Source organism: Frankia sp. Cppng1_Ct_nod, assembly GCF_920656135.1.
In the GTDB taxonomy this organism is placed as follows: Bacteria; Actinomycetota; Actinomycetes; order Frankiales; family Frankiaceae; genus Protofrankia; species Protofrankia meridionalis.
In genome coordinates, this window is record NZ_CAKKTK010000045.1 from 17,944 (window position 1) to 38,271 (window position 20,328).

General features: G+C 67.6%; 20 protein-coding genes. 12 read left to right on the forward strand and 8 right to left on the reverse strand.

What is annotated here, in order from left to right; all coding sequences use genetic code 11:
- Positions 1 to 26 precede the first annotated feature (26 nt).
- Complete coding sequence (locus NBW77_RS13930) at positions 27 to 230, forward strand: hypothetical protein (RefSeq protein WP_131746664.1); 204 nt, start codon at positions 27 to 29, stop codon at positions 228 to 230.
- A gap of 112 nt (positions 231 to 342) precedes the next feature.
- Here NBW77_RS13930 and NBW77_RS13935 read toward each other — a convergent pair whose 3' ends face one another.
- The 3 genes from NBW77_RS13935 to NBW77_RS13945 form a co-directional block, all read right to left on the reverse strand.
- A complete protein-coding gene (locus tag NBW77_RS13935; RefSeq protein WP_250279854.1) occupies positions 343 to 1,719 on the reverse strand; it encodes a DEAD/DEAH box helicase in 1,377 nt (458 codons plus the stop codon).
- Positions 1,720 to 2,304: 585 nt separating this feature from the next.
- Positions 2,305 to 3,576: a DUF445 domain-containing protein gene (locus NBW77_RS13940; protein WP_242605809.1), complete on the reverse strand. Its 1,272-nt coding sequence runs from the start codon at positions 3,574 to 3,576 to the stop codon at positions 2,305 to 2,307.
- A gap of 27 nt (positions 3,577 to 3,603) precedes the next feature.
- Positions 3,604 to 4,953, reverse strand: a complete 1,350-nt coding sequence (locus NBW77_RS13945) for a glycosyltransferase 87 family protein (RefSeq protein ID WP_250279855.1) — start codon at positions 4,951 to 4,953, stop codon at positions 3,604 to 3,606.
- A 212-nt stretch (positions 4,954 to 5,165) separates the two neighbouring features.
- Here NBW77_RS13945 and NBW77_RS13950 point away from each other — a divergent pair, with 212 nt between their 5' ends.
- Positions 5,166 to 5,408, forward strand: coding sequence for a type II toxin-antitoxin system Phd/YefM family antitoxin (locus NBW77_RS13950; protein ID WP_131746666.1), 243 nt, complete (start codon positions 5,166 to 5,168; stop codon positions 5,406 to 5,408).
- Entirely contained in the window at positions 5,405 to 5,797 is a 393-nt protein-coding gene (locus NBW77_RS13955) for a type II toxin-antitoxin system VapC family toxin (RefSeq protein WP_131746667.1), read from the forward strand. Before NBW77_RS13950 ends, NBW77_RS13955 begins: the two co-directional genes overlap by 4 nt.
- Before the next feature lie 298 nt (positions 5,798 to 6,095).
- Here the strand turns inward: NBW77_RS13955 and NBW77_RS13960 are convergent, their stop codons facing one another.
- Positions 6,096 to 7,286 (reverse strand): CaiB/BaiF CoA transferase family protein, encoded by a 1,191-nt coding sequence (locus NBW77_RS13960; RefSeq protein ID WP_250279856.1) that lies wholly within the window; start codon positions 7,284 to 7,286, stop codon positions 6,096 to 6,098.
- Positions 7,287 to 7,384: 98 nt separating this feature from the next.
- Between NBW77_RS13960 and NBW77_RS13965 the strand changes: the two genes are divergently transcribed.
- From NBW77_RS13965 to NBW77_RS13995, 8 genes are all read left to right on the forward strand, one after another.
- Positions 7,385 to 8,236 (forward strand): enoyl-CoA hydratase/isomerase family protein, encoded by an 852-nt coding sequence (locus NBW77_RS13965; protein WP_131746668.1) that lies wholly within the window; start codon positions 7,385 to 7,387, stop codon positions 8,234 to 8,236.
- 5 nt (positions 8,237 to 8,241) lie between these two features.
- Positions 8,242 to 9,156, forward strand: a complete 915-nt coding sequence (locus tag NBW77_RS13970) for an enoyl-CoA hydratase-related protein (RefSeq protein WP_207386987.1) — start codon at positions 8,242 to 8,244, stop codon at positions 9,154 to 9,156.
- 208 nt (positions 9,157 to 9,364) lie between these two features.
- Complete coding sequence (locus NBW77_RS13975; RefSeq protein WP_165486056.1) at positions 9,365 to 9,817, forward strand: NUDIX hydrolase; 453 nt, start codon at positions 9,365 to 9,367, stop codon at positions 9,815 to 9,817.
- Between the two features lie 1,617 nt (positions 9,818 to 11,434).
- Complete coding sequence (locus tag NBW77_RS13980; protein ID WP_131746672.1) at positions 11,435 to 11,662, forward strand: hypothetical protein; 228 nt, start codon at positions 11,435 to 11,437, stop codon at positions 11,660 to 11,662.
- 244 nt (positions 11,663 to 11,906) lie between these two features.
- The gene (locus tag NBW77_RS13985; protein WP_165486058.1) at positions 11,907 to 12,092 is read left to right on the forward strand and encodes a DUF5615 family PIN-like protein; all 186 of its coding nucleotides are present in this window, start codon (positions 11,907 to 11,909) and stop codon (positions 12,090 to 12,092) included.
- A gap of 75 nt (positions 12,093 to 12,167) precedes the next feature.
- A complete protein-coding gene (locus NBW77_RS13990; RefSeq protein ID WP_250279857.1) occupies positions 12,168 to 12,626 on the forward strand; it encodes a hypothetical protein in 459 nt (152 codons plus the stop codon).
- Positions 12,527 to 12,781 (forward strand): hypothetical protein, encoded by a 255-nt coding sequence (locus tag NBW77_RS22460; protein ID WP_349817016.1) that lies wholly within the window; start codon positions 12,527 to 12,529, stop codon positions 12,779 to 12,781. Before NBW77_RS13990 ends, NBW77_RS22460 begins: the two co-directional genes overlap by 100 nt.
- 217 nt (positions 12,782 to 12,998) lie before the next feature.
- A complete protein-coding gene (locus NBW77_RS13995; protein ID WP_242605810.1) occupies positions 12,999 to 13,673 on the forward strand; it encodes a VWA domain-containing protein in 675 nt (224 codons plus the stop codon).
- Here NBW77_RS13995 and NBW77_RS14000 read toward each other — a convergent pair whose 3' ends face one another.
- Entirely contained in the window at positions 13,674 to 13,847 is a 174-nt protein-coding gene (locus NBW77_RS14000; protein WP_165486059.1) for a hypothetical protein, read from the reverse strand.
- 113 nt (positions 13,848 to 13,960) lie between these two features.
- Between NBW77_RS14000 and NBW77_RS14005 the strand changes: the two genes are divergently transcribed.
- Positions 13,961 to 15,031, forward strand: a complete 1,071-nt coding sequence (locus tag NBW77_RS14005; RefSeq protein ID WP_131746675.1) for an SEC-C metal-binding domain-containing protein — start codon at positions 13,961 to 13,963, stop codon at positions 15,029 to 15,031.
- Between the two features lie 523 nt (positions 15,032 to 15,554).
- Here NBW77_RS14005 and NBW77_RS14010 read toward each other — a convergent pair.
- Genes NBW77_RS14010 through NBW77_RS14020 form a run of 3 tightly spaced genes read right to left on the reverse strand, consistent with a single transcriptional unit; the run spans position 15,555 to position 20,139 of the window.
- Positions 15,555 to 16,739 carry a DNA adenine methylase gene (locus tag NBW77_RS14010; RefSeq protein WP_131746676.1) on the reverse strand — a complete coding sequence of 395 codons (1,185 nt, stop codon included), beginning with the start codon at positions 16,737 to 16,739 and terminating at the stop codon, positions 15,555 to 15,557.
- Complete coding sequence (locus NBW77_RS14015; RefSeq protein ID WP_131746677.1) at positions 16,736 to 18,121, reverse strand: hypothetical protein; 1,386 nt, start codon at positions 18,119 to 18,121, stop codon at positions 16,736 to 16,738. Before NBW77_RS14015 ends, NBW77_RS14010 begins: the two co-directional genes overlap by 4 nt.
- Positions 18,121 to 20,139 carry a helicase HerA domain-containing protein gene (locus NBW77_RS14020; RefSeq protein WP_250279858.1) on the reverse strand — a complete coding sequence of 673 codons (2,019 nt, stop codon included), beginning with the start codon at positions 20,137 to 20,139 and terminating at the stop codon, positions 18,121 to 18,123. Before NBW77_RS14020 ends, NBW77_RS14015 begins: the two co-directional genes overlap by 1 nt.
- Positions 20,140 to 20,328 lie beyond the last annotated feature (189 nt).

Below are 20,328 nucleotides of genomic sequence, written 5' to 3' on the forward strand. Positions count from 1 at the left end.
TGTTGTTCTGGAGGGGAGCACGACGGATGTCGGAGCAGGATGAGCCGGTTCGCTCGAAGTCGCCGGGGCTGCGCTCAGGTCAGTGGGCAGCATCGGGCGGGGAGATCGACGATCAGGTGGACGCCACGGTCGAGTCGTGGACGATCGTGCGTTCGGTGGCAAACCCGTCCCGCCTGCGGCTCGGAACGGCGCAGGGTGCGGAGTCGACCGGTGTGACCGTGGGAGCCTGACCCGGTTCCGCCCGGTTCGGAACCGGGCCAGGGCAAGCCTCGCGCGGCAGACAGAAGGCCGTGGCACCGAACCAGTCGGTGCCACGGCCTTCAACGCTGCGGTGGAACTCCCCTACGCGGTCGTTGCGCTGGGTGTCGGTTCGGTGGAGGCAGGACCCGACGAGGAGTCGGACGGGGAACCCTGCGGCGCAGCCGAGCGGCGGGTCCCACGGCGCGGCTGGTCCGACCCGCGGGCGGACGAACCACCGCGGGACCCGGGCGAACCCCACTGCCTGTCGCCCCACTGCTTGTCCGGAGTCCGGCGGGAACCGCCGGCCGAACGTCCCTGGAACGGCACCCGGGTCGACGCGGTCGGTGCCGAGACTGCGGAGCGTTGCTGCTGCGGGGGGATCCGGGGTGCGGGAGGTCCGGCAAGGCGCGTCACGACCTCGTCGTCCGCGTCGACGCGCTCCGGCTGGGCGTCGCTACCGGCGGCACGCAGCAGCGCGCGGACCAGCCCACGCTCCTCGGGGAGTGAGACGAGCACGTCGGCGCCACTGGCTCCGGCCCGCGCGGTACGCCCGCCGCGGTGCTGGTAGGTCTTCGAGTCGGTGGGCAGCCCGGCGTGCACGACGATGTCGACCCCGTCGACGTGGATGCCCCGCGCCGCCACGTCTGTGGCGACCAGGACCCGGTGGATACCGTCGGCGAATCCGGCGAGCGCCCGGGTACGGGCGTTCTGCGCCATCCCGCCGTGCAGCGGCTGGGCCGGGACACCGGAGCGGGTGAGCTGCTCGGCGAGCCGGTCGGCGCCCCGCTGGGTACGCGCGAACACCAGGGTCCGACCGGAGCCGCCGGCAAGGGCGGTGACCAGGCGGGTATGGGCTGCCGGGTCGGCGGCCTCAAGAGCGTGCCGGGACAGCGTCGAGACCTGCGCGGTCTCCGAGTCGACGGCGACGAGCACCGGCTCCGGCAGGTACTGGCGGACCAGCACCTCGACCTCACGGTCGAGGGTCGCCGAGAACAGCAGCCGCTGGCCGCCCGCGGGGGTTGCGTCCAGCAGCGCCCGCACCGCCGGCAGGAATCCGAGGTCGCACATGTAGTCGGCCTCGTCCAGCACTGTGATCGCGACGTCCGCCAGGGAACAGGCGCCACGTTCGATCAGGTCGGTGAGGCGTCCGGGCGTGGCCACGACGATGTGCACTCCACGCCGCAGCGAGTTGATCTGGCGGGAGATGGACGTTCCGCCGTACACCGCGCGCAGGCGCAGGCCCAGCGGCTTGGCAAGCGGGTCGAGCGCGTCGTGGACCTGCTGGGCGAGCTCCCGGGTCGGAACGAGGATCAGACCGCGGGGGCATCCCGGTGTGACCGCGCGGTTCTTTGAAAGCTCCGCGAGCATCGGCAGGCCGAAACCGAGGGTCTTGCCGGATCCGGTGCTTGCACGGCCGAGCACGTTCTCACCGGCGAGAACGTCGGGCAGGGTCGCGGCCTGTACCGGGAACGGGGCCATGATCCCCTGCCGGGCAAGGGCGGAGACGAGGGAGGAGGGCAGGCCCGCTTCCGCGAAGGAGCTGACCGGCGGGCGTGGTTCGCGGGTCGGCAGTGCCGGGCGGGCGGGTGCACCGGACCGGCTCGGTCCGTTCTGCTTGCCGCTCGGACGATTTCCGTTGCGACCGCGGTAGGCGGCGCCTCGTGCGGGCCGGGAACGGCGGCGGGCAGGGGAGGGCTGAGTGTCACCGTGCTGAGACAGGGTTCTTCCGTCCGTCGTGTGGAGGTCGCCGCGTGGATGCGTCGGCGATCATGTGGCAGCGGTCATGCGTCCGGGCAGGGCCGCGTCACCAGAGCATGAGCGAGGCAGACCCCCGGACTCACACCAACCTGCTGTCACACGGACCTCGAGTGTGCGGTTCGGAAACCACACACCATGGACGGCCTGGGGCCGCCAGCGGTTTCAGGGTACACCGATCACGACCACGGGTGCCGGCCGGCGCACCCACCAGCGGTGAGACGTCGGGCACGCCGCCGATCCTGCGCCCGTGCCGTCGATCCTGCGCCCGTACCGCCTCCTACGAGCGGGCCGCTGGTCGTGACATGGTCACAGCAGCAGGTTGGTCAACAACTGGATGACGAGCCCGGCGAGCGCGCCGACGACCGTCCCGTTGATCCTGATGTACTGCAGGTCGCGACCTACGTGGAGCTCGACCTTGACGGCGGTCTCGGTCGGTTCCCAGCTCGTGACCGTGTCGCTGATCACGCCTGTGATGTCGGACCGGTACCGGTTGACCAGCCACGCGATGATCTCGGTGGCCGCGCCGTCCACGGTTGCCTGCAACTGCGGTTCGGTGGTCAGACGCCCGCCGAGCGCCGCCACCTCGTCGGTGATCCGCGCCCGTAGGGCGCTGTCGGGGTCGCCGGCGATGTCGGTCAGAATCGACCTGGTGGCGTTCCACATGGTTGCCACCGCCTGGTGGACCTCCGGATGGTCGCGGATCCGCTCCTTGAACTTCTCCAGCCGTTCCGCCGTCGCAGGGTCGGTGCGCAGCTGCTCGGCGAACCGGGAGAGGAAGTCGTCCAGCGCCCGGCGCACTCGGTGGTCCGGATCCGCGCGGATCTCGCCGACGAACCGCAGCGCCTCGGCGTAGGCTCGGGCCGCGATGGCCTCATCCAGGAACTTCGGCGACCATGACGGCGCCTGATGGGTCACGATCCGTAGCACCATGTGCGGGTTGTCGTGCAGCCAGGTCTCCGCCTGGACCACGATCAGGTCCACGAGGCGGTGGTGCAGACGGCCGTCCACTATCCGGCCCAGCGCAGTGCCGGCGGCCGGCGCCCACGGGCGGTCGATGACCCGACTGAGAATCGTCTTCTCCACCACCTCCAGCATCACCTCGTCCCGGATGCCGGAGATCGCGCCGACCAGCCGGGTGGACGCCTGCGCGGTGACCCGTTCGGCGTGGCGGCGCTCACCGAGCCAGGTACCGAGCCGTACGGCCACGCCGAGGCTCGCGACCTTCTCCCGGATCACCGGCTCGGCCAGGAAGTTCTCGGCGACGAACCGTTCGAGACTGCGGCCGAGATCGTCCTTGCGGTTCGGGATGACCGCCGTATGCGGGATGGGCAGCCCCAACGGCCGGCGGAACAGTGCGGTCACGGCGAACCAGTCGGCCAGCGCGCCCACCGTTCCCGCCTCCGCGGCGGCCCGGACATAGCCCGCCCACACCGGCCCGCCACCGGACTCCCACCGCCAGAAGACGATGTAGACGGCTACCACGAAAACCAGCAGCCCGGTCGCGATCGTCCGCATCCGCCGCAGCCCGCGTCGCAGTTCCGTGTCGCTGCCCGAGGCCGGGTCCGGTCGTACGGGCATCGTCCTCCGTTCAGCTGACCGCCCCGTTCAGGTGGCCGTCCCGCCGGTGGGAACCGGCCTCGTCGAATGATCCGTGTCCAACGGTACGGCGGCCGGCGTCGGGCGACGTCCCTGCGCCAGTGACCACCACGAGACGGTCAGCACCCCCAGCAGAGCACAGTAGGCGCCGACCACCCGGCCCGGGTCGCCGTGGGCCGTCGCGAGCAGCTTCACCGCGACGCCGGTGGCAAGGGCGGCAATGCCGAACGCGGCGGTGGTCATGGCGAACGCGGCGGTGGTCATCGAACTTCTCGGGGGCACGGGTCCGCCCGCCGGCGACCCGCGCCGTGCCGGCCCCCGCACGACACGCACCAGGCTGGGAGCGGCGAGCAGCCCCACCACCACCCCACCGACAACGAAACCGGTCAGGTCGGTCCGGTGCGGGGTGACGACAAACCAGCTCAACACGGTGAAGGCGGTGAGCGACGTGCCGGGTCCGGGTGCGCTGACCAGCAGCGGAACGATGAGCAACAGCAGATAGTGGCTCCACACGATGGGTGAGGCCACGAGCGCGGCGGCGAGCGTGCCCGCATACAGCACCCGCTCGTCCGCGGTGCGGCGAAAACGCAGCCAGCATGCGGCGAGCAGGCCCGCGGCCACCGTCCGGGCGGCCCAGGTCGCCACACCGAAACCGACACCGGTGTTGACCAACAGACCGGTGAGGCTGAGCCCGAGCGGGGCCTCCTTGCGGGCGAGCACCGTCAGCATGCTCAGATAGGTGTGGGTGCCGACCGGGCTCGTCGCTTCGGCGACGCCGAACAGCACCACGATGCCGGCCGCCGCGACCGCGCCGGCCCGCATCCGCCGGGTCAGGACCAGCCACAGCCAGATCGGCGCGAGGAACAGCTTCGCGTAGATGACGGCGGCCGCGAGCAGCCCCGCGGCTACCGGCCTCTCCCGGTAGCGCCACAGCGCGGCAAGACCGAGGAACAGCACGGCGTTGAGCGTCCCCATCTGCAGCCCGGTGATGGTGCACGACGCCATCGCCACCAGCGCATACGTCCGTCCGTCGCGCGCGCCGGCCAGCCGGGTGCCTCCGAACAGCGCACCTGTCGAAAGCGCGATGAACACCGATGCGCCGAGCCGGCCGAGCCAGGCGAGCGGGACGAATCCGAAGGCCATCAGGTACGGGTAGACGTAGGCGAATCCGGAGTAGACCTCGGCGGAGCCGGGCGGCGGGTAGGGGTCGTGCCCATGCCCGACGGCGGCGCCCGCACGCAGGAACACCTCGACGTCGTAGTGGGGGAGCGGCGCGATGTAGACCGTCCAGATCACTGTGACCAGCGCCGCGAGCGCCACCGCCGGGAACAGGCCCGACCGTGGCCGCGTGTCCTGCAACGCCCTCAACATCCGCAAGTCGTCACCATTCGCAACCTGTCGGCACCGGCAACCTGTCGGCACCGGACCCGTTCCATCGACTCTCCGACATCGGGAGCTCTTACGGCGCGGCCGACCCGACGTTTCTCAACCCGCACCATGATGGTGCCTTGGGCGTCGCGATCGGGCTGCCGGTGGTTGTCGGGCTCATTCTGATGAAGTAGACTAAGTCCATGACTAAGCCCGCGATCCGGGTCGGCGTGCACGAGGCGAAGACCCGGTTGTCCGAGCTCCTGCGCGCGGTGGCCGGAGGCCAGGAGGTCGACATCCTGCGCAGCGGTGAACCGGTAGCCAAAATCGTTCCTTTCGCACCGCGGAACCTGCGCGCCGTCGGTTTCGACGAGGGGCGGTTCACCGTCCCAGACGATTTCGACGCCCCGCTGCCTGCCGAGGTGGAGGACTCCTTCTACCGGTGAGCCGTTACCTGCTCGACACGCAGGTGTGGCTCTGGCTGCTTGCCGAACCACGGCGCCTGCGTGACGACGTCTGTGACCTGCTGGCCGACGCCGCGAACGAGATCCTGCTGTCCGCCGCCAGCAGCTGGGAGATCTCCATCAAATACCGGCTGGGCAAGCTGGTCCTCCCCGAACCGCCACGCAGCTACGTGCCGGACCGGATGCGGCGCTCAGGTACGACTCCGCTCGCCATCGAGCATGACCACGTGCTGCGCGTGGCGGAGCTACCGGACCATCACCGGGATCCGTTCGACCGGCTGCTGGTCGCGCAGGCCCAGACACTGGACATCCCGCTGGTCACCGCCGATACTCAGCTGCAGGCCTACGACGTCACAACCCTGCGCGCCTGACGCGCCGGCCGTACGCCATCTGTTCACATCCGGGTTCGACACCGCCACGGACTGGCCATCGTCAAAGGCTGTGGCTACCGCCGCCGAACCTGGAATGATCGTTACCGATATCCGGATGCATCGCCGCCGACGAACGGTCCGGCGTTGGTCGGCATTTGTTGATCGCTGTGAATTTGTCATTCAGTACGCAAAAATCACGACTCTGCGTACACGGAAACAAAGTCATGGTGATCAGTGGTCTCGTCCTCGATCTTCTCGTGCAGGAGGGTCTCTCGATGTCAGCGCGGGTCAGCGCAGGTCAGCGCGGGTTGACCCGGGTCGACCCGCCGACGACGCCGGCGTCGCGCAGCTTCGTCACCTCGTCCGGTGAGAAGCCCCAGCCGGCGAGCACCTCGGCGGTCTGCTCACCGGGCAGCGGCGGCACCGCGCCGAGCTCCGCCGGGGTGCGGCTGAAGCGCGGTGCCGGCGCCGGCTGCACCACGCCATCCCGCTCGACGAAGGTTCCCCGCGCCTGGATGTGCGGATGCCGCGGGGCCTCGGTGAACGACAGCACTGGCGCGACGCAGGAGTCCGTGGCCAGCAGCAGATCGGCCCATTCGTCGCGGGTCCTGGTCCGGAACACGGCGGCGAAGCGTTCCTTGAGCGCGGGCCAGTGGGCCGGGTCCTCCCGCGACGGCAGGTCGTCGGTGGACAGGCCCAGGCGGTGGACCAGCTCGTCGTAGAACGGCCCCTCCAACGCGCCGACTGCGACAAACCGGCCGTCCGAGGTTTCGTACACCTCGTAGTAGGGGGCGCCGGTGTCGGCGAAGTTCGTGCCGGGCTCGTCGCGCCAGCGTCCCTGGGCGAGCAGGCCGTGGAACAGGGTCGTGAGCAGCGCGGTGCCGTCCACCATGGCCGCGTCCACGACCTGGCCTTTCCCGGACGTGCGCGCCTCCAGCAGGGCGCAGACGACCCCGAAGGCAAGCAGCATCCCGCCGCCGCCGAAGTCACCGACGAGGCTCAGCGGTGGAACCGGCCGGTCCCCGCCGCGGCGGAAGTTGTTCAGCGCCCCGGCGAGCGCGATGTAGTTGATGTCATGGCCGGCGGTCCGCGCGAGCGGACCGTCCTGCCCCCACCCGGTCATCCGGGCGTAGACCAGCCGGGCGTTGCGGGCGAGGCACACGTCCGGCCCGAGGCCCAACCGTTCCATCGCTCCCGGACGGAACCCTTCGACCAGAACGTCCGCGGACTCCACCAGCCGCAGGAGCGTGTCCTGGCCGGCGGGATTCTTCAGGTCGAGGGCGACCGACCGCCGACCGCGGTCCATCGCGTAGCGGCGCGGGTCGGCCTGTCGTCTGCTGGCCTCGTAGTCCCCGCCGGCGGGGGTACGGACGAGCCGGTCCACCCGCACGACGTCCGCGCCCATGTCGGCGAGCAGCATCGCCCCGAACGGCGCCGGCCCGAGCCCCGCCATCTCCAACACCCGCACGCCCGCGAGTGGACCGGTCATGCGCGTCTCCTCGTCACAGTGGCCCCGCCTTATGGCTGACTTATCTCAATGATAGTGATGTACGGTGTCGCCGGTCCCGCGGTGACCCAGGAGGCGCGATGAGTACGGAACCGGCCGATACACCACCAGGCGCCACGGCAACGGGCGACGCCGACGAGTCTGTCGTCGTGAGCTGGCCCCGGCCGTCGGTGGCGCAGGTCACCCTGTCCCGGCCCGGGCGGCTCAACGCCCTCACCTTCGCGATGGTCGAGGAACTCTCCGACACGTTCGCGCGGCTCGGTACCGGCGGACGGGCGCGCGTGATCGTGCTCACCGGGGCCGGCCGCGCCTTCTGCGCGGGTCTGGACCTCGCCGGACACGTCCAGAGCACGATGACCCGGCGTCGTGGGCCGGCGGAGCGCCTGCGTGGGCAGGAGCGTTTCGCCGCCATGGTGCGGACCATCCGCGCGATCCCGCAGCCTGTCGTCGCCGCGGTCAACGGCGCGGCAGCCGGCGCCGGCATGGCCCTCGCCCTCGCCGCGGACGTGCGGGTAGCTGCCGCCTCCGCACGTTTCCACGTCGCCGCAGTCAAGATCGGACTGTCCGCGGGGGAGTGCGGTATCAGTTACCACCTGCCCCGCTACGTCGGCTCGTCGCGGGCCTTCGAGATCATGCTCACCGGACGGCCGGTGGACGGCGCCGAGGCGGACCGGATCGGCCTGGTCTCCCGGGTGGTCGACGACGCCGACCTGCTCGACCGTACGCTGGACACCGCCGAGGCCATCTGCTCCAACAGCCCCTTCGCCGTGGCGATGACCAAGAAAATCATGTGGGCGAACCTCGAGGCGGGATTCGACGCGGCCATCGAGCTGGAGAACCGGACCCAGATCCTTGCCTCCATGACGGCGGATTCCGCCGAGGCCATGCAGGCGTTCATCGAAAAGCGCCCGCCCGTCTTCACTGGAGAGTGACGCCCGTGGAACACGACCCCAGCCGCTACGAACAGATCCTCTACACCGTCGACGAGAACGTCGCCACGATCACACTCAACCGTCCTGAACAGCGCAACACCGTCACCTACCGGGTCCTCGACGAACTGATCGACGCCTTCACCCGGGCCGGGGCGGACGACGACGTCCGCGCGGTCGTGGTCACCGGTGGCAGCGGGCGTTTCTTCTCGGCCGGCACCGACTTGTCCAGCGGCGACGGGTTCAACGCCGCCTCGGCGGGCTTCAAACCACTGCGCGGCGGCACCAGGGACGTCGGCGGGGAGCTGGCCCTGCTGATCTACGACCTGCCCAAGCCGGTGATCGCCGCGGTGAACGGGACCGCGGTCGGGATCGGCATCACCATGATCCTGCCGATGGACGTGCGCATCGCCGCGGACGACGCCCGCTTCGGTCTGCCCTTCGCCCGGAGGGGGATCATCCCGGAGTCGTGCGCGAGCTTCTTCCTGCCGCGGATCGTCGGGATCTCACGGGCGGTCGAATGGGCGGTCACCGGTCGGATCTTCGAAGCGTCGGAGGCGCTGGACGCGGGCCTCGTGCACCAGCTCCTGCCCGCGGCCGACGTGCTGCCCCGGGCGCGGGAGATCGCCATCGAGATCGCACGCAACACCTCGGCGGTGTCGGTCGCTCTCACCCGCCAGCTGATGTGGAAGCTCCTTGACGCTGACCATCCCATCGAGGCGAACCGGTTGGAGTCCCAGGCACTGCTCGCGCTCGGCCGGATGGCCGACGTCGCGGAGGGGGTCGCGGCGTTCCGGGAGAAACGGCCACCCGCCTTCACGCTGCGTCCCGGGCGTGATCTGCCCGGGTTCTACCCATGGTGGACGACCCCGCCGTTCGAGGATCCGTCGTTCGGGGATCCGAAGCCCGAGCCACCCGTCTGACGGGTGGCGGCTGCGGACGGCCCTGCGGGTCCGATCCCGACCCGCCCGACCCGCCCGACCCGCATGGCCTAAAGCACAGGTCCGGCCTGCCCGCGAGGACCAATGGTGGTCGGCGGGCAAATACCATTGAGGGCGTGCAGGTCCGTGACCGTTCCCGCGTCCCCTGTCCTCCCCGCCACCACCGCTACCACCACCGCCACCTCGGCCGGTGACGGTCATTCCGAACGCCGGTGTTCATGCCGCCGAGACCGTCGGGCGGCAGCGGATCGCCGCCTACGGCATCTGCCGGGACGCAGGCGGTCGCATCCTGCTCGTACGGGCCGCGCCGAGCACGCACCTGTCCGGCCAGTGGTTTCTGCCCGGGGGTGGGCTTGGTTTCGGTGAAACTCCGCAGGAGGGTCTCGCCCGCGAATTCGTCGAGGAGACGGGTCTTCGGGTGCGGTCCGCCGCGCTGCACACCGTCCTGTCGGACGTCTCGCTGCTCCCGAGCCAGGTGCGGGTGCACACGGTCCGGTTGATCTATCTTGTCGGTCTGTCCGGTGGGGAGCCGCGAGCGGAGACCGAGGGTTCCACGGACGACGTCCGCTGGGTGCCGCGGGAGGAGATATCCGATCTGTTGATGGCGGACTACGCTCGGCGGGCGCTGTCCGGCCTCGACTGACCCGTTCACCGAAGAAGAATCCGAACCGGCCGTTCCCTCGTCGTCAACCGACTCTTCCTGTTCCCTTTCTTGATGACGCCGGGGTAGCCGCGTGGCCGGCTACGCGTCGTTGTTCGTTCGAGGATTTCCATTATGGCGCTTGCTCAAGCGGGTCTTCCAGGGAAAATCCGCCTGTTCGGCGACCTGGCTGCGGACGATGTCCGCGGTGCGCATAGATGATCATCCACTGTCGATGCCACGGAGACCCACCACGCCAAGATCTCCGAATCTAGTACCGGTAGGCTCGAGGAATACGCCGCGTGGCCGGCATCCGGGCGGATGCCAGCCACGCCGCGACCGGCTGTCATCGTTCGAGGAGAGCACCGTGGCGACTCGTCCCGCTTCCACCTCAGGTGGACGAACCGGCCGGCAACTGGGAACCGTTTTCGCGGCGACGGCCGTCGTCGGAGCGGTCCTGGGCGGGACGGTCAGCTATCTCACCGCGAGCGACAGCGACGCTGCCCAGTTGGATGCGGGCATCACCGCTACGGTGACCGGTGTATCGCCGGATTCGAAGGCCTCGGCTGATGCCGTGCCCGACGTCACAGCCTCGGTGGACGGCCTGGTACCGGTCACCGTCGCCGTATTGCCGTCGCAGTCCGATAGCCCGGCCGTGCAGGCCGGTCAACCTGCCGCCACCGGCAGCCCGGCGACCGATGATCCGGCTCACGGGAATCCCGCACCGTCGCCGGCGCCGGCACCATCGACGCAAAAGCCAGAACCTCAGCCCACGGCGACGACATCCCCGTCTGCGACCGCAACGCCGACTGCTGTGGCCACCACAAAGTCGCCCACGGCGACGCCATCGCCGACCCCGCAGAAAGGATAGGGGGTTAGCGTGATTTTATGTGGGCCACGAGCGCAGCGGCTGAATGTTTACGTGGCAGGTCTACTTCCAGGCTGACGGCACCCTGTGCTCGTGGTTGTTCGTATAGCCGCGTAGGAATGGCGTGGCAGGTGTGTCTGCGACGATGATGCAGATCCATTCCGGCCGGGATCCGTAGGCCGGCGAGGTTACGGGTGCACAGCCGTAGGAAGCGGCCGATGGCCGTGTCGGCGCGCCGGCCCACCCGATGCACCCCGACGCCGCTGTTGAACTGCGGATCGTCGACGGCCGGGTCCTCGAGCCCGTGCGGATGCCCATCGCCGTGGTCAACGACTGTTCCGGTTACAGGGTGGCCCGGAAGCCCGACGTGTGTTGATCTGTTCATGGTCCCGCCGGAACGTGGACGCGCCGCAGTTTGTCACCATTCGCATCGACTGGATCCGCGTTTATCGCGATCCCTCCTGACCGAGCTTTCCCGCCGGTTTCCCGGTTGGGAATGAATGCTGTGTCGGTACCTGAAATGCCGTGCCGGTTTCCAGGAGGCGGAGAGGTTCCACCGTCCTGCGGTATGCTTCGTGCCACGGTCGGGCTGCCGCTTCAGTGAGGTTCCTGCCTGCCCCAGATCACTCGGATGCCAGGATTATCGGCGGGGCGGGTGGGTAGATCCAGCTATGTGTATCCCAGTGAATTGACCGGAGACGGCTTTGCTCCAGGAACGGCATGAAATGGTACCCGGACGTGGTGAGTGGATTGTGTCCAGCGTATCGCGGTCCGTTCTGGTGGGATTGGCCAGTGGTGTCTTCCTGCTCGTGGTCCTCGGCCTTGCCGGGTCATTGGACGCTCTCGCGTTCGCCGCGGTCGGGAGTTACCTGGCCGTCTACGGGGTTGCCGTCGTCCTGCTGCGCCCGCCACCCGAAGCGGAGCCGGAGCGGAGGCCGAACCAGGAGCAGGGGTCGGACGAGGTCGGCACCGATCTCTGACAGGTAGTCCTCGGCGATCTATCCATGAATGTCCACTGACGTCCATCGTTGTACGGACCGTCCGACGATCGTAGGGCGGGCGTCCGCAAGCTTCCGCTGGTATCCGTGGTCGTTCGTCGGTTTGACTGTCGGTCAGCGAGATCGTGGCCGAGTATCGGTCTATCGACGAGTCGGGTGTGCGGGCGGCTGCGGCCTACGGGGCTCGGTTGGCTCGGGATGGGTTGGTTCCGCTGAGCATCGCTGCGTGAAGGTCAAGCTCGACGAGGGGCTTCCGGTCTCGTTGGCCGGAAGGCTGGCCGCGCTCGGGGTCGACGCTGACACGGTGTTCGACGAGAAGCTCACTGGCTGTACCGATCCGGAGGTTCTTGCCGTCGCGGGTCGTGAGGGTCGCATCGTTTTCACGTTGGACCGCGGGTTCGGCAACATCTAGTCGTACCCGCCTGGATCCCATTGCGGGATCGTCGTGTTCCGGCTCGACGAGCAGTCGGCGCGTTCGGTTGTGGCCGTGGTGGAGAACCTGGTGACACATCAGGATCGGGTTGATTTTTTCATCCGTACCCTGCGCGATGCATACGACTGCGGCTTCAACGGCCGCTTCGGTGCCGGCCTGCTCTGGATCAGCGACGGATCGATGTTGTTCCTCCAGGATATGATCGCCAAGCGGGTGGGCGGCAGTGAGGCGGGAGCGGGGATGACGCCGACCACGATCGCCATGGTGGTAAAGGGCGAGGTCGCCGCCCTGCCGGTGCTGTTACGCCGGATGGCCGCCAAACTGGCCCCGGAATCATGGGTGGACCTGCCATGCCCGTACCGGGTCGGCCGGTCTTCGTTGTCCTGGCCAACCGCGAGTTCGAGGCGTGGTTCCTGGCGGCGGCACCGTCGCTCAGCGGCCAGCGGGGTTTGGCCCAGGGCCTTGAGCGCCCCGTTGATGGGGAGAAACCGCGCGATTGCAAGGGATGGCTGAGCGCGCACCGTACCGATGGGCGTTCCTACAAGCCAGCGAGTGACCAGGCTGCGCTGGCCGCGCTCTTCGACCTCCGGATGGCCAGGGAGAACTCGCCTTCGTTCGACAAGTTCTGGCGTGATGTGGAGCAGCTGCTGACCGGGGAGAAACAGTAAGCGCGCGGGTCCACACGGAAGAGGATTTCAGTCCGCCGACGTCCGTCGATGCAGGTCACGGGCTCGGTCTCGTCCGTGGACGTTCGCCGACGTTCGTGGTCATCGGCCGGCTTGGCTACCATCGCGGCTGCCGTGTCCATTTCTCTCCGCCGATCAGGCAGGTGCTCCTGTCCGGGAGCAACGGGCGACCCGTACCGTGCCGGTCATGCCGGTATCGATGACAAAGATTCAATCGCACGCGCCGGGACTGCTGACTCTGGTGAAGAAGGCGCAGTTCGGGCTGTCGAAACGTGGCCTGGAGGGTGAGCGGGCGAAGGTCGCTCTGTGTCTGGATCACAGTGGGTCGATGCGGGCGCTGTACGCCAAGGGGGTCGTGCAGGGGCTGGCCGAGCGGGCACTTGCACTGGCGACGCAGTTCGACGACGACGGTGCGATCGACGTGTTCATCTTCGACACCGGCGCGATCTATGCCGGTGAGTTGCGAATCGAGGACCACGCTGGCGGAGTGGATCGGCTGCGCGCCGGTCGGCGGCTGGGCAGGACCGACTACGCCGCAGCGATGAAGCTCGTCCGCGAACACTTTCCGGCCGATGGACTGCCGGTGTACGTCCTGTTCGTCACCGATGGTGCCCCGGACAGCCGTAGCGCGGCCAAGGCAGAGTTGGTTGCCGCGTCGCAGCGGAACATCTTCTACAAGTTCCTCGGGGTGGGTGAAGGCCCGTTCGACTTTCTGCGACGCTTGGATGACCTGCGTGGCCGCCCAGTCGACAACGCGCACTTCATCGAATCGGAAGACGCGGAAACAATCGGCGACCAGCAGCTCTTCGATCTTCTGCTGGAGGAGTACCCGCAGTGGCTCGACGACGCACGGAAGGCGCGTCTGATCGCCTGATCAGACGTATCCGGCGGGTGGTTGTGGTTGCGGTCGCGGTGAGTCTCGGGGGTAGGTGAGGGCCTGCCCTGCCCATACGGAGAACCAACGGGTCGCGCGTCGGGGTCCTATGGTTGCCGTGGTGATCGCGCCGAAGACCAGCAACGCTTCCGGCTCCGCCAGTGCGGCGATCATGGTATAAACATCCTCATCGGCCATGCATGATGCGACGCTGTCCGGACCGCCGAGCCTGGAGTCTGTCCGGCTGATGTCGTAGGCTACTGCACCCGCCCGTATCATGCCGCGGCATGGCGCACGACAAGACGACCGACGCCCTCGGCACACCTGCAGACCACGACGGGCAGAAAGAAATGGCTGCGTCGGAGCCGGCGGGCGGCTCCGTGCGAGATCGTGCGTCGGGGACGCATTCGCCGCACGACTGGGACGAACGAGCCCGACAATGCGAGCGGGACGCGACCATGTATCCCGACGAGGTGGTCGAAGCCCTCATCGATGCGGCAGAAGCATGGAAGAACGCCGGTAACTTCACACGCGCGGAGGCGACCATCCGGCGTGTCCTGGCCGAACACAGCGGCGACGATGCCGTCGAACTCGCCTGGCCGATGTTGATCGAAGTCTGGCTCGCGGCGGGCAAGGACGAGCAGGCCCGGGACGAGTTGGCCCGTCTGTCGGCGTCGAGGCCGTCGGTTGCCGCGAGCACGTTCACAGCCGAGCTACTCGAAGCCCACGGCGACTACGAGACCGCGTTGGAGTGGGCGGAGCGTGCCGTCATCGGGTGGGCCGGCAGTATGGCCGGTGCTGTCGAGCGCATGAGTAGAGATCCGGGTCCGTTCGCCGTGATGATGTCCGGAGTCGGGATACGCGCCGGCCTTCGGGCGTCGCTTGGGTACGAGCCCGACGAGCTGGACCGGCTCACCAGCCGGGCCCGGGACGCGTTTGCCCAGCAGCTTGACGCTCTCGCGGCGAGCCACGCCAGGTCCGGCCCGAAAGAAGTGCGTGGGCTGTTCTGGCCACGCGGTGCCCTGGAGGAAGTGGCCCGGCGCTGGCCTACCCTTGTACCTGCGGAGGTCGTGGAATCCGGCCGCTACTGGACGGACCTGGAAGCTCAATACACAGCGGTGGCGGCAGAAGCCCGAACCACCAGGGTGACGATCGTCCCCGCGGATCCCGACGCGCTCGCCGCTTTGGCCCTCGAAGAGAAACTGCCGGTCGAAGACAACGACCTCCGGTGGCGGCATCGCGAAGCCCAGCGTGCGCGGAAATTGGCGATCTCCTGGCCACCGCCGCGCAACGGGCCATGCTGGTGCGGCTCAGCCCGGAAGTACAAGAAATGTTGCGGCAACCCCGCCATCCGCTGACACACAGACGCAGCAGGAATCGGTCATGAAACGACTATCGCTTCCATCTGAAGATCATAGTCGTGTTGTGTCGAGGACAGCGAGATCTCTCAGAACATCCGCTCATGCCGCGGCATGCTGTCGGCGTGGTGGTTGCTGTCTGTGGCGGTCGCGGGTGTGGTCGGGTGGGTTGCGGGCGCTGGGTTGGGTGCACGACTGGAGGTGCGCTCCGAACATCCCCAACCGCCATGGCCCCGGTCGTTGCGGGTGTCGTGGACGTTCTGGCTGCCGGCGGCCCACCTGTAGGTCTGGTCGTGCAGGTCGGACGGCTGAGTATGTACAGATGTTGCCTCCGCAACTTCAGTCGGATGATCGTCGGCTGGGGGAGCGGAGTCGATGATCGCGTCGTCTCCCGGTGGGGTCGGCTGGTCCGGCAGCCGCGTGCCACGCGGCATGAGCGTGTTTTCCCGCTGATCTAAAAGTCGGTCGCACTCTGTCAATTGCAGGGCTGACCACAGGGGATCCGTTCGGATGTTTCGACCACTCAAAGATTTTCGAGCTCGCGGAGCCGGTCGTTTACAGGCACGCAGGACGGCGGGAGTGTGGTGAGTAGCAGCTCAGCTTTAATGCTGCGTACAGCGGCGCCGGAAACCGTGTAGCGCAGGTGAACATACCGTTTGGTGATGCGCCAGCGCCTGATGCCACAGATATCGGCGTCTTCGCGGCCAGGTGTCATTCGATTGGCGGCATACAGGGCGGGACACGAGGTGAGTTCCGGCTCGTTGTCGTAGGAGAGAATCCACCGGTAGGCGGCCCGTCGGCGCAGGTACTCCGCGAGGCGTAGGTGCTGCCATCCGTTGGACATCCAGCCGGAGGTCGTGGCCCCTGTCTTGGGCGTATAGCCCCCAGCGGGGTCGAAGGACTTGCCATAGAGCTTGTGGGACTTGCGCAGGTAGGGAGGATCCAGATAAGCGATGACGCGATTAGGCAGGAGTTGTGGGTAGTACTCGGCGACATCGGCCAGGGTGTCCTCCCAGTCCTTGCACCAGACGTCGACGAGTCGGTTCGATGTGTAGAGGTCGCCAATAAAGCGCAGGCGGCGTTCGAGAGCATCCTTGTTGAACCGGCAGTCGATGGCGTATTCGCTCGTCTGGGCACGGCCGCCGATCGGGCCGGCCCGGCCATGGAGAATTCCTGAAAAAGTAGTTCGGTTCAGAAAGAGACACTTGACTGCGATCTCCCGGTCGTCTGTGCGCCGAGGAGCCCAGGAACGCCAGTAGTCCCACCGGGCGAGCGTCACAGGCTCCTCGTACATGCGGTCGATCAGCCAGTCGGTGTCGGCAGCCGCGACCTGCCAGAAACGGGCCACCAGGGGATCCGCATCGGCGAGAAGAATACGGTCGACATGGCTGGCTCCTGCGAGTCGAAGAGAGGCGGACGCACCACCTGCGAACGGCTCGACGAACAGCTGCGGCCTGCCGAGCGATCTCGTCGATGCTTCGACGAGATCAATGATAATGGGAGCAAGCCCTGCCTTCGCACCCGGGTAGCGCAACGGGGACTGGTAGCGCATCGTCGCCATGCTCGGGTCGACCAGCGGGGCGACCGAACCCGCGAGCGCGCGCGGCTGAGCGACGATATGCGCAGGCGCAGACGACGTCGCAGCCAGTGCCGCCGAGTTGGTCTGTGAGGAGACGAGAAGGTCGTCTCCGGGAAGAACGTCAGTCATCGGTCAGATTTCGGCGCCGGGGCGAGGCCGAGCTTGTGGCGCGCGGTCAGGCGAAGCACATCGGTGCCGATGCCTATGGGGTAGGCGGCCTTGGCGTGGGCGAGGGCGACCGGGATGAGCCCGTCGCGGTACATCGACGAGCCGGTGCGGTCCACAACGTCGAGGATGGCGCCGAGCGACGGGTAGGCGTCCGGGCCTGGTTGCCCTCCGTGGTCGTCGTAAGGCGTACCTTTGACGGGCACGACGGTGAGTACAACGACGCGTCCGTCGAGGGCACGGTAGATGAACTTACGGCCCCAGTATGTCTCCGAGCCGTAAGCGACGGGATTGTGGGCGTTGGTGATAGCCGTGATGACCTTCGCGTCCACGATGAGCAGGTCGCCGGCAGCGAGCGCGTCGTGCCGAGCCAACGCGGTCGCATAGTCGACCACAGTGCCTGTCTTTTCGACCCCGCAGAGTGCGACACCGCCGGGGGTGCTGGAACCCATGCTCTGGAAGTAGGCGAGCGCCCGCGCCCGCAGTTTGGCCGGCGGGCCGTATACAGCAAGAGGACCGTCGGTGACGAAGAGCGTCCGGTTCAGGACGGTGCCGCGAGCTTGTTCCCACAGCAGGGTAGCCAGCCCGACGGTGACCAGCAGCTCGACGACTTGCATAAGGCGGCTCATCGGCGTGTTGTTGCTGCCGTCTTCGACGACTTCCTCGTGAATCCGCAGCGTGTCGGTGGGCCAGAGGCGGTGCCCACACGTCGGGCAGTCGGCGCCGTCCGGACTCACAGGAATGCTGTCCTTGGCGCTGCACCCACGGGTGGGACAGTTGACCGGCAGGACGAGTGCAGGGTGGCCGGGTGTGCCGTGCAGCAGGAACAGCAGCTGCAGCAAGCTCTGGTCGAGCCGGTTGACCTCGATTTTCTTCTCGCGGAAGAGGGTATCGATGCACTCCCGCCACGAGTCCTTGATTGACATGCCTTCGTGGACGTACGCGCCCGCGGTGGGGAAGTCGAACGAGACGAGCGCCGAGTTGACGGCCCGGGACAGGGCCACGGGGTCCACGAAGCGCTCTGAGCGTTGGGAATCCATCGCGTCGATGTCGAGCCAGATCGCGGCCGTCTGGGCGTAGCCGTAGCGGACCGAGGGAAGCCCGTCCCGGACAGGCACCACTATGACCGAGCCGTCGACGCCGATCACGCCGGTGAGTCGCGCCTCCGAGCCGGGCCGGGGCAGATCGTCCTGTCGGGATATGCGGGCACTGAGCCAGGTGAGGTCGCCGACATGCTCGGCGGGGACAAAGAAGGAGGAGCGATCGGCCATCGCCCGGACGACGGCGTTCGAGTGTCCGAGCCGCGAGGCCCGTTCGAACCGGCCATCCATCTGGGTGTATGGCATCAGCGTACTGGGACGGGCGGCACGAGCGGAGTCTCGCCGGCCGCGGCCCGGGCCTCGTTCACGAGCTCGAGGCCGTAGCGGTCGATCTGGACGGGGACGATGTACGGCGAGGACATCGTCTTGAGACGCACATGGCCCCGGTCCTCATGGCTGATGATGGCGTTGCCGAAGGCGCTGAAGTCGTAGAAGCGGGCAAGTTCGTTGACTTCCCTGCTGTTGTTGAGGTGGGCCACCACCCAGTTCTTCGTGTTCGCGAGCACCGGGTGGGCGACGCCGGTGACCTCCTGGGTTGCATAGATCATTCCTAGGTGCAGCTTGCTGCCTTCCTTCGCCAGTCGCACCCAGACATCGAGGTCGTCCCGGTACTTGTCCGCCGAGAAGAGGTTGTGCGCCTCCTCGATCACGACCTGGACGTGCGGGGGATCGTCGCCTTTGGTGAATCGTTCGGTCTGCCGATCCATCAGGAAGGCCGCGAGCTGCTCGGAGAGCTGACGTATGACGGTATCGGGACCCAGATGCAGGTCGACGATGACAATCCGGCCATCGAGTAGTTCGAGGTAGATCTCGTCGCGGTAGTCTCGTTGCGACAGGGGGGTGTGGAACGAACGCAACGGCTTGAGCTTGATGTAGCCCGAGACGACCCTGTTTCCGCTCTGTTGAGTATAGATGGGCAGAGCCGACCTCCAGGGGTCCCCGCCGACGAACGAACGCAGGCTCGCGGCGGCGGTCCCGGACAGGTCGTCGGCCTCCGCCCGCTCAATGATCCAGTCAATCACGGGAATCAGGGAGGCTCGCTCGATGAAGACTTTTCCTGCCCGGCCGCGCACGATATGTCCATCACCGAGCTGCTTGTCCAACACGTCCGCGAGGTCTCCTGCCATGATGACCCCCGCCTGCCATGGCCATACCCGCCCATCGGGGCCACGGCCGGACTGAGGAATCCCGAAGTCCGCTTTGGCTAGCGCCCCGTACACGAGCAGCCGCCCTCGAGTCGCGTGCGCCTGACGGCGCTGAAACTCGCGGGGCTCCTCACCTGGAACCTGCTGGCCAGTGAAGTCGGCCTGGACGAAGGCCCGAATATAGTCGCTGGACTGGTCGGCCAGCGTACTGACGATGAAGCTCTTCACCGCGTCGATCTGCGCAGGGTCGAAGAAGTTGACCCCCAGGGGGCGTACGTTCGATGCGGCGCCGTTGGCCCCGAACTTGTAGATCAGAACGTGTCGCTCGCCTATGGCGGCCAGCTCGGTGCCGTCCTGCGTGTTCGGGTTCGCGTACTCACCCTGCGGGTCGAAGATGAGCTGGCCCACCGGCGGACTGCCGGCAACCCGCCGATACTCGGACACGGCGAACACCCGGGCGGCGATTGTCTTCATCGTGTTCGACTTGCCCATGCGGGTCATCCCGAACATGCCGGTCTTGTGGCCGATGAAGTCGTGCACGTTGACCTCGACTGCCGCGTCGGCCTGCTTGGAGACCATTGCGCGGCGCCGGGTCGAGGAGTAGCGGACCGCTCCGATCCGCACCAGCTCCACCGGATCATCCGACGGCTTGAGGAACGACGCCACAGCCGACAGTCCCTCGCCGACGGGCTTGAAGACCCGGTAGGTGGCCGTGGCGTAGAAGTTGTCGACGTCGTGCCCGAAATCCAGGCGAACGGTGCCGTCGCGGGTGTCTTCGTAGAACGTACCGAGGATCCGGCAGTCCAGACCGGTGAACGCAACCCGATTGCGGGTGAAGGGGTCCAACTCCACGTCCAGCACAACGGAGGGCGCCGGACTCTCATGGCGGGACAAGGCGTTACGCAGAGCCTCTTCCCGGACGCCCTGCAAGTCGGACTCGAGCGCCAGCGGCGCCGTGCCCTCCACCCGAAACAGAAGCACCTCGTCGTCGTCACCGCCGGCTGCTCCGATCTCCCGGGCGGTGGCGAGCAGGAAACTGAACTGGGGGATGCCGCCCGTGTCTGCCTTCCAGCGGTCGTGTGTGAGTACGACTGCCCTGTCGTAATCGATGCGCTGCACAGCTCCGATTCGAACCGCCCGGTCATCGCTCAGAAGCACTCGTTCGAGGACGGTTCCTGCGCCGACGTTTGGGATCAGATCGACCATGACGAACGAACACCCCCGAAGTGACAGTAACCGAACGAAGCATACCTATCCTGTCAGCGTGAGGGAATCGAACAGGATGTTTGGTGGGCGACGTGCCCGCTG

Bases quoted from the DNA above. Each gene is read 5' to 3' on its own strand.
- NBW77_RS13940 (WP_242605809.1), bottom strand. From the start codon at position 3,576: ATGCCCGTACGACCGGACCCGGCCTCGGGCAGCGACACGGAACTGCGA.
- NBW77_RS13935 (WP_250279854.1), bottom strand. From the start codon at position 1,719: ATGGCCCCGTTCCCGGTACAGGCCGCGACCCTGCCCGACGTTCTCGCC.
- NBW77_RS14015 (WP_131746677.1), bottom strand. From the start codon at position 18,121: ATGCCATACACCCAGATGGATGGCCGGTTCGAACGGGCCTCGCGGCTC.
- NBW77_RS13960 (WP_250279856.1), bottom strand. From the start codon at position 7,286: ATGACCGGTCCACTCGCGGGCGTGCGGGTGTTGGAGATGGCGGGGCTC.
- NBW77_RS13950 (WP_131746666.1), top strand. From the start codon at position 5,166: ATGACTAAGCCCGCGATCCGGGTCGGCGTGCACGAGGCGAAGACCCGG.
- NBW77_RS14005 (WP_131746675.1), top strand. From the start codon at position 13,961: ATGGCGCACGACAAGACGACCGACGCCCTCGGCACACCTGCAGACCAC.
- NBW77_RS13930 (WP_131746664.1), top strand. From the start codon at position 27: ATGTCGGAGCAGGATGAGCCGGTTCGCTCGAAGTCGCCGGGGCTGCGC.
- NBW77_RS13995 (WP_242605810.1), top strand. From the start codon at position 12,999: ATGACAAAGATTCAATCGCACGCGCCGGGACTGCTGACTCTGGTGAAG.
- NBW77_RS14000 (WP_165486059.1), bottom strand. From the start codon at position 13,847: ATGATCGCCGCACTGGCGGAGCCGGAAGCGTTGCTGGTCTTCGGCGCG.
- NBW77_RS14010 (WP_131746676.1), bottom strand. From the start codon at position 16,739: ATGACTGACGTTCTTCCCGGAGACGACCTTCTCGTCTCCTCACAGACC.
- NBW77_RS13965 (WP_131746668.1), top strand. From the start codon at position 7,385: ATGAGTACGGAACCGGCCGATACACCACCAGGCGCCACGGCAACGGGC.